This window comes from Streptomyces torulosus, from assembly GCF_001419765.1.
GTDB classification, from domain to species: Bacteria; Actinomycetota; Actinomycetes; order Streptomycetales; family Streptomycetaceae; genus Streptomyces; species Streptomyces torulosus.
In genome coordinates this window covers 1-8,184 of record NZ_LIRK01000307.1, presented here as the reverse complement: position 1 = coordinate 8,184, position 8,184 = coordinate 1, and the positions used below count along the sequence as shown (strand labels likewise).

At 71.2% G+C, this 8,184-nt stretch carries 7 protein-coding genes; 3 read left to right on the top strand and 4 right to left on the bottom strand.

All coding sequences use genetic code 11. The annotated features are described in order from the left end of the window. A partial coding sequence (cdgB, locus tag AOK23_RS21780; RefSeq protein ID WP_240496489.1) for a diguanylate cyclase CdgB occupies window positions 1-1,457 on the top strand: 1,457 nt, incomplete at its 5' end. A 207-nt stretch (window positions 1,458-1,664) separates the two neighbouring features. Further along, window positions 1,665-2,624: a carbohydrate-binding protein gene (locus AOK23_RS21775; RefSeq protein ID WP_055714367.1), complete on the top strand. Its 960-nt coding sequence runs from the start codon at window positions 1,665-1,667 to the stop codon at window positions 2,622-2,624. Window positions 2,625-2,739: 115 nt separating this feature from the next. On the opposite strand, the gene AOK23_RS21770 is transcribed toward AOK23_RS21775, so the two are convergent. From AOK23_RS21770 to AOK23_RS21755, 4 genes are all read right to left on the bottom strand, one after another. After that, a complete protein-coding gene (locus tag AOK23_RS21770; RefSeq protein ID WP_055714366.1) occupies window positions 2,740-3,066 on the bottom strand; it encodes a peptidase inhibitor family I36 protein in 327 nt (108 codons plus the stop codon). A 159-nt stretch (window positions 3,067-3,225) separates the two neighbouring features. Continuing rightward, entirely contained in the window at window positions 3,226-4,152 is a 927-nt protein-coding gene (locus tag AOK23_RS21765; RefSeq protein WP_055714365.1) for a 1-phosphofructokinase, read from the bottom strand. Between the two features lie 245 nt (window positions 4,153-4,397). Continuing rightward, complete coding sequence (gene nagA / locus AOK23_RS21760) at window positions 4,398-5,645, bottom strand: N-acetylglucosamine-6-phosphate deacetylase (protein ID WP_079049610.1); 1,248 nt, start codon at window positions 5,643-5,645, stop codon at window positions 4,398-4,400. Then, complete coding sequence (locus tag AOK23_RS21755) at window positions 5,645-6,607, bottom strand: ROK family protein (RefSeq protein ID WP_055714363.1); 963 nt, start codon at window positions 6,605-6,607, stop codon at window positions 5,645-5,647. Before AOK23_RS21755 ends, nagA begins: the two co-directional genes overlap by 1 nt. Before the next feature lie 244 nt (window positions 6,608-6,851). Between AOK23_RS21755 and AOK23_RS21750 the strand changes: the two genes are divergently transcribed. Beyond that, window positions 6,852-8,078, top strand: coding sequence for an extracellular solute-binding protein (locus tag AOK23_RS21750; RefSeq protein WP_079049611.1), 1,227 nt, complete (start codon window positions 6,852-6,854; stop codon window positions 8,076-8,078). The last annotated feature ends 106 nt before the right edge of the window (window positions 8,079-8,184 follow it).

Below are 8,184 nucleotides of genomic sequence, written 5' to 3'. Positions count from 1 at the left end.
GGGTCCTCGACGAGGACGACGTACCGCAGTGGTACACCGACGGGCCCGCACCCCGCTTCGAGGACGAGTGGCACCCCTCCGACCGCCTCTTCGCGCCGATGTACACCCCCGGCGCCGGCGGCGCCTCCTGCGGTGAGCTGCTCGGGGTCATCTCCGTCGACCGGCCGCGCAACGGCCGGCGGCCCGGCGCCTGGGGGCGCGAGGCGCTCCAGATGTACGCCTTCCAGGCCGCCATCGCGATCAGCAACGCGCGTCTACGTGCGAATATGCAGCGCGCACTGGTCAGGCTCGAACGGGAGCAGCAGGCCCTGCGGGCCAGTGAGGAATCCTTCCGCCAGGCGTTCGAGTACGCCCCGAGCGGGATGGCCATCGCCGAGATGGGCGGGGACCAGCACGGCCGGATCCTGCGGACCAACGACGCGCTGTGCCGGCTGCTCGGTCGGCCCGCGTCCGCCATGCGCCGGTACTCCTTCTCCGACCTCGTCCACCCCGAGGACATCGGCACGCTCCTGCGCACCTCCGCCGAGGGCGGCCGGGCCGAGCTGCGGCTCGGGCGCCGCGACGGCACATACGTCTGGGTCAGCCTGCGCAACTCCGTCGTGGCCGACGCCGCTGACGGACCCCGCTTCCTGCTCACCCACGTCGAGGACATCGAGGAGCGCAAGCGCCGCGAGCTCCAGCTCGCCCACCGCGCCTCCCACGACGCGCTGACCGGCCTGCCGAACTCCGCGGAGCTGCGCTCCCGGCTCTCCGCCCGCATCTGCCAGCGCCCCCAGGCGCTCCCGGCCGGCGCGGCGGCCGACTCCATGGACGCCACCTTCGGGGAGAACTTCGGGGACGGCGCCGGAGACGGCTTCGGGCAGTACGGCGACTTCGGGATCGCCCAGCACCCGTCCGCCCAGCACCCGGCCGTCCCTCCGCCGCACCCGTCGTTCGACGCGTACGAGGCCGGCGGGAACGGCGCGCACGCCTTCGGCTTCCACGCGGCCACCGGGCCGTACGACGCCTTCGACCACCATGTGCACACCGTCGCGCCCGAGGGCGAGCGGGACGACGGCACCAAGGGGCTCGCGGTGCTCTTCTGCGACCTCGACGGGTTCAAGTCGATCAACGACCGGTTCGGGCACAACGCGGGCGACGCCGTCCTCATCGAGGTGGCCCGCCGGCTCAGCCGGGGCGTCCGCGACGGCGACACCGTCGCCCGGCTCGGCGGTGACGAGTTCGTCGTCCTCGCCGACGGGCTCGGCCGCGCCGACGCCCAGGACCTCGCCGTACGCCTGCGCAACGAGATCATCCAGCCGATCCGGGTCGACGGCCGCGCGATGCGCGTCGGCGCCAGTTTCGGCATCGGATGGGCACACTGCGGGATGACGGCGGACGAGGTGTTGAAATCGGCTGACGAGCGGATGTACGTCGAGAAACGATCTCGTCCCAAACAGCATCGGCGGGCCGGATGACCAGAGCCGGGCAGTAGCCCGCCAAGCCGGGAAAAGCGCTGGTGAGGCCCCCGATGAGGGGCCTCCCGGCGCGATGGTGACTCAGGCCACGAGGGCTGAGTCACCCGTTTGGCTCAGCGTGAGCGGGTAGGCTCGCTCTCCTACACCCCTGTTGCAAGAACCGCCACCCGTACGCCGCATGTACCGCACCGCTGAGGAGACCTAGGGATGACGCCCGGCAACAACGGCGCGAGCACGCCCGAGGACGACGACCCGTTCGGCTACCTCTACGCCGACGGCCAGGCCCGTGGCGCCCAGCCGCCCACGGGGAGCTACGGCTACCCCAACGCCGTCAACCGGGTGCGGCCGGTCGGTGAACGCCAGTACGGGCAGCAGACCCAGCAGCCGTCCCCCGCCCAGCAGGCCCCCACCGCGGCGTACGGCCAGGTCCCCCAGCAGAACGGTTACGGCCAGCCGAACGCGCACTACCAGGCACCGGAAGCCTTCCCCGGCGGCGCGTCCACGACCCGTCAGGTGACGCACGGCGGTGGTGGCGGCGGACGCGGGCGCGGCCCCAACACCAAGGGCCTGCTGATCGGCGCGATCGCCGTCGTGGCCGCCGTGGTGATCGGCATCGGCGTCGCCATGATCGGCGGGGACGACAAGGCGGACGACAACGCCGGCGGCGGCCCCTCGACCGCGCCGACGGCCGACCAGAACACCGAGCCCAGCCCGACCACCAGCAAGCAGGCGGAGAAGGAGCCCGGCGACCTCCCGAAGGCGGAGGCCAAGACCCTCCAACTCGGCGGCAACGCCAAGGTCGCCTCCGACATCCCCGGCGCCAAGTCGGAGGGCGGCTTCTACGTCACGGGCTTCAATCAGGTCGGTGCCAAGGTCACATGGAGCTTTAGCGGCATCAAGAAGGCCGGTGCCTACCGTCTGTACGTGCGCTATGGCATCCCTGGTGTAGATGCCGACGCGACGGTCGTGGTGAACGGCAAGGCCAACACTCAGCCGCTCGGGATGAAGAACTTCATCAACTCGCCCAAGGGCGACTTGGAGAAGGGATGGCAGACCACTTGGGCCCCCGTCACCCTGAACCAGGGGACGAATCAGATTGAGATCGTGTGTGGTGAGGGCAATAAGTGCGACGCAAACCTTGATCAGGTCTACCTTGTGAGTCCCTGAGTCGATGGCCCGAAGGCCCTGCGCAAGTGGCACAGCCTCGTGCCACGCGAATCGATGGCGTGGCACGAGGCTGTGATCAAGGTCTTACCGTGGGTGCGAACCAGGGTCGTAGACGTCAGCCCCAGACGGCCATGCTCTTCACCCGCCACGGAGTGTTCTCCGAGTAGTGGCCCGACCGGATGTCGAACTTATCCCCGTAGCAGGACGCCTCCCTGTACACAGTGATCAGTTTGCCGGTCTGGTTGGACACCGAGCGGCCGCTGCGCGGGTAACATCCGTGCGCATTGTTGTAGCTGTGCTTCGTTCCTTCGAAGTTTGCACTCGACCAAGTGCAGACATAGCCGCTCGAACACCTGGTGACGGCGGATGCCGACTGGGCGGTGGTGACGGGCAGGGTCGCGATCAACGCGGCACCGGCGAGTGCGAACAGGCGCAACTTCATGGGAATGTTTCCCCCTCGTTCTCGAACGTGCGTGCGATCGACGGGCAGCTTCTCACCCTCGCCGTCGCTTGCCAAAGGCAATTGCGATTTCCGGCCAGGAGATGACCATGCAGTCACCCCCGGTCATCGCAGATCGCTTCCCAGTCAGGCACCAAGGCGTCAGGCCGCGCTGACGTCCCCCGTCACCGCCACCTGCGTCCGTAGTTCGTCGTATGCCCGTTGGTCGAACTCGCCCGCCGCCGGGGCCAGTACGGTCGCCGCCGACAGGGCTGTCGCCCGGGTGAGGCGGTCGGGCCAGGGGAGGTGTTCGACCAGGCCCGACAGGAGGCCCGCGACCACCGAGTCGCCGGCGCCGGTGGGGTTGCCGCGGAAGCGGCGGGGCGGGGTCGCCCGCCAGTGGCCCTCGGGTGTGTGGGCGAGGAGACCGTCGGGGCCGAGCGAGGCGACGACCGCCTGGGCGCCCCTGCGGCGCGCGTCACGTGTCGCGCGGGACGGTTCGTGGGAGCCGGTGAGTTCGGCCAGTTCCTCGGCGTTCGGCTTCACCACGTCGGGGCGTGCCGCCACCCCGCGCCGCAGCGGCTCACCGCTCGTGTCCAGCAGCACCGGCACGGCGAGGGTGCGTGCCGTGCGGATCAGGCCCGCGTACGCGCCCACCGGCACCCCCGGCGGCAGGCTGCCGCACAGGGCCACCGCCGAGGCGGAGCGCAGCAGGACCTCGTACGCCTCCTGGAACGCGGACCACTCGGCCGGGGTGATGAGCGGGCCGGGCTCGTTGAGCTGAGTCGTGTCACCGGTGGCGTCGACGACCGCGATCGTCCGGCGCGTCGCGCCCGCCACCGGGACCAGCGCGTCCACGACGCCCGGGGTCCGGGTGAGCCCTTCCTGGACGGCGCGTCCGGTGCCGCCGCCGACGAAGCCGGTGACCGTCACCTCGTGGCCGAGGGCGGCGAGCACGCGGGCCACGTTCAGGCCCTTGCCGCCGGGGCGTTGGATCACCTCGGTCACCCGGTGCGTGGCGTGGGGCCTGAGGGCCCGTACGCGGTGGGTGATGTCGAGAGCGGTGTTCAGCGTGACCGTGAGGATCACCCGGGGCTACCCCCTCGAATTCGACGGCGCGACGCGTTCGGTCTTCGTTGACATCAGAATGCGCTCGGCGACTGCTGTTGCGGAGGCTCGATCATGCCAAAAGAGCGGCGGTCGGCCCAGTCCCCGGGGCCAACCGCCGCACTCCGCGCCACCCGCCAACAAAGGGGCGGATCGGTTTGGTTGGGGAGCGGTCGACCCCACCGGCGCTGCCGTCCACCGTCCACCGTCCGTCGGCGGCCGTCGGCTCAGTTCGTGAAGGGGTCCACCACCCAGGTGCCCTTGCGCAGGACGCCCTTCACCGCGAAGTCCGCGTCGAGGAGGACGATGTCGGCGTCCTTGCCCGGCTCCAGGGAGCCGATCCGGTCGTCCAGGCCGAGGAGCCTGGCCGGGTTGGCGGAGAGCGCGGCGACGACGGACTCGACGGGAAGGCGGTCGAGGGTGACCGCCCGCCTGAAGGCGCGGTCCTGGGTGAGGGTCGAGCCGGCGATGGAGCCGCCCTCCACCAGGCGGGCCACACCGTCGGCGACCTCCACCTCCAGCGGGCCGAGCATGTAGCGGCCGTCGCCGAAGCCGGCCGCGTCCATCGCGTCGGTGATGAACGCCACCCGCTCGGCGCCCGCGTGACGGAACGCCAGCTGGAGGACGGCCGGATGCAGATGCGTGCCGTCGTTGATCAGCTCGACGGTGATCCGCTCGTCCTCCAGGAGCGCCGCGATCGGGCCGGGGTCGCGGTGGCCCAGCGGGGGCATCGCGTTGAACAGGTGCGTGGCCACGGTCGCGCCCGCCTCGATGGCCCGCACCGTCTGCTCGTACGTGGCGTCCGTGTGCCCGATCGCCGCGATGACGCCGTGCTCGGCGAGGAGCCGTACGGAGTCCAGGCCGCCGGGGAGTTCGGTGGCCAGGGTGACCATGCTCGCCCTGCCGCGTGCCGCGTCGACCAGCTTGCGGACCTCCGCCGGGTCCGGGTCGCGCAGCAGCGCCTCGGAGTGGGCGCCCTTGCGGCACGGGGAGATGAACGGGCCCTCGAAGTGGATGCCCGCGATGTCGCCCTGCTCGGCGAGTTCGGAGAGGAGCCCGGCGCGGTGGGCGAGGCCGTCCATGTCACCGGTGACGGTGGAGGCGACGAGGGTGGTGGTGCCGTGCAGACGGTGGGTGTGGATGCCCCGCAGGACGTCCTCGACCGTGCCCGAGGTGAAGGAGGCACCGCCGCCGCCGTGGTTGTGGAGGTCCACGAAACCGGGGACGGCCCACAGGCCGTGGGCCGGAAGGACGGGGGCGTCGGCGGGGGCGTGCTCGGCGATCCGGGTGCCGTCGACCACGACCCGGCCGTTCTCGACGATGCCGGTGGGGAGGACGACGTGGACGCCTTCCAGCACGTAGGGCCGCGCTGTCGACGGGGGCCGCGGGTGCGCGGGGGCTTGTCGCGCGGTTCCCCGCGCCCCTTCAGGCAGGCTGCTCGGACCGGAAGCGGAAAAGTCCTGCTGGGCTGGCATCAGGGGGTTGCCTCCGAAGCGTCCGTGGGGGTCGTGGGGGTCGTGTCCGTGAGGAGGTCCCAGGCCAGGAGGCCTGCGCCGAGGCAGCCCGCCGTGTCGCCGAGGGAAGCCGGGACGAGCGCGGGGACCTTCTGGAAGGTCACCCGGTGTTCGATGGCGGCCCGCAGCGGGGTGAACAGGGTCTCCCCGGCCTCGGCGAGGCCGCCGCCGATGATCAGGGTGCGGGGGTCCAGCAGGGTGATGGCGGTGACGAGGCCGTCGGCGAGGGCGTCGACCGCCTCCTGCCAGACGCCGCGGGCCCGGGGGTCGCCGTACTCCACGGCCCGCGCGCAGTCCGCCGCGTCCGCGCCGGGGTCACCGGTGGCCGCGGCCCAGGCCTGGCTGACCGCCGCCGCGGAGGCGAAGCGCTCCAGACAGCCGCGCTGACCGCAGGGGCACGGGGTTCCCCCGGGGCGTACGACGATGTGGCCGATCTCGCCGGCGAAGCCGTGCGCGCCCGCCTCGACCCGGCCCTCGACGCCGATCGCGCCGGCGATACCGGTGCCGAGCGCCACGAAGAGGTAGCGGTCGGCGCCGAGGCCCGCGCCGACCCGGCCCTCGGCGAGACCGCCGGTGCGCACGTCGTGGCCGAGGGCGACCGGTATGCCGCCGAGCCGCTCGGCGAGGAGCGCGCGCAGCGGTACGTCGTGCCAGCCGAGGTTGGCCGCGTAGACGGCGACGCCCCGCTCGGCGTCGACGATGCCGGGCACGGCGACACCGGCGGCGGACGCGGGCTCGCCGAAGTGCCGCTCGCCGTGGGCGCGCAGCTCGGCGGCGAAGTCGAGGATCGACGCCACGACGGCGTCCGGCCCGCGGTCGCGGCCGGTGGCGAGGCGCGCCTGGTGCAGCAGCTCGCCGCCCGCACCGACCAGCGCGGCCTTCATCCCGGTGCCGCCCACATCGAGGGCGATGACATGTCTCACGGGGGACAGTGTGGCCCGTGTACCCTCAAGAGGTCTAGTCCACTCACGTGGTGTAGACCTTATGAGGAAGTTCGAGAAGTTGAAGGATTAACGGGCTTGAACGCAAGTCTGTGATCCAGGCTGTTTTGTTCGAAGCCCGTTCGATAAGCGCGACAGGTTTGGGGCAGTACGAGTGCGACAGCGGCGGACGAAGACCCACATCAGGACCACCTCGACACTCGCGGCACTGTCCGCGCTGGGGCTGATGTCCACGCTTGCGGGCTGCGGCGCCGGGGAGACGGACGGGCAGAAGGTCACCCTCAAACTGGTGGCCGCCGACTACGGCGACTCGAAGGCCAACAGCTCCCAGAAGTACTGGGACGACCTCGTCGCGGCGTACGAGAAGGACCACCCCGACGTCGAGATCGACGTCACCGTGCACTCCTGGAACGACATCGACCGCGAGGTCAAGGAGATGGTCGACGCCGACGAGGCCCCCGACATGGCGCAGATCGGCACGTTCGCCGACTACGCCGCCGCCGGGAAGCTCTACGAGGTGGACGACCTGCTCTCCATACCCGTCCAGGGCAACTTCCTCGGCCAGCTCGCCAACGCGGGCAAGGTACGGCGGGCCTCGTACGGGATGCCCTTCGCCGCGTCCACCCGCGTGCTCTTCTACAACAAGAAACTGTTCGCCAAGGCCGGGATCGGCGACGCCCCGCGCACCTGGGACGAACTGGCCGCCGACGCGGAGGCGCTCCGCGCGGCCGGCACCAAGACCCCGTACGCGCTGCCGCTCGGGCCCGAGGAGGCCCAGGCCGAGACCATGCAGTGGCTGCTCAGCGGCGGCGCCGGATACGTGGACAACGTCGGCACGTACCAGCTCAACTCCGACGACAACGTGCGGACCTTCACCTGGCTGAAGAAGGAACTGGTCGACAAGGGCCTCACCGGGCCGACCGCCCCGGCCAAGCTGAACCGGGCCGACGCGTTCGACGCTTTCACGCGCGGCGAGGTCGGGATGCTCAACGGGCACCCCAGCCTGATGAAGATGGCCGAGGACAAGGGCGTCGAGTTCGGCACCGCCGCGCTGCCGGGGCGTGAGGGGCGGTCGCGGTCGGCCCTCGGGGTCACCGACTGGATGATGGCGTTCAAGCAGAACGGGCACCAGGAGGAGATCGGCGACTTCCTCGACTACGTCTACGCCGACAAGAACGTCCTCGCGTTCTCCCGCGAGTACGACCTGCTGCCGGTGACGTCGTCGGCGTCGCAGGCGATGGCGGGGGACAAGGACACCGCCGACCTCACGCCGTTCCTGACGGAACTCCCCTCGGCCGAGCTGTATCCCGCCGGGAAGACGTCGTGGGCGGAGGTCAGTGCGGCGGTGAAGCGGGAGATAGGGACGGCGGTGTCGTCGAACGCGAAGCCGCGGGCTGTGCTGGAGAGGTTGCAGGAGACGGCGACGGTGGCGGAGCGGGAGGACGAGGACTAGGGGCGCCCAGTGGGGTGGGGGCGCGCTGTTTGTTCGGCGGGTGCGGGTGGTTCGTGGTTTCTCGCGCAGTTCCCCACGCCCCTGAAGGCTTGGGCCTGCGGCCCGG

What these genes read in the sequence shown, in the direction of transcription:
- AOK23_RS21775 (WP_055714367.1), top strand. Translation starts at nt 1,665, where the DNA reads ATGACGCCCGGCAACAACGGCGCGAGCACGCCCGAGGACGACGACCCG.
- AOK23_RS21770 (WP_055714366.1), bottom strand. Translation starts at nt 3,066, where the DNA reads ATGAAGTTGCGCCTGTTCGCACTCGCCGGTGCCGCGTTGATCGCGACC.
- nagA (WP_079049610.1), bottom strand. Translation starts at nt 5,645, where the DNA reads ATGCCAGCCCAGCAGGACTTTTCCGCTTCCGGTCCGAGCAGCCTGCCT.
- AOK23_RS21750 (WP_079049611.1), top strand. Translation starts at nt 6,852, where the DNA reads ATGTCCACGCTTGCGGGCTGCGGCGCCGGGGAGACGGACGGGCAGAAG.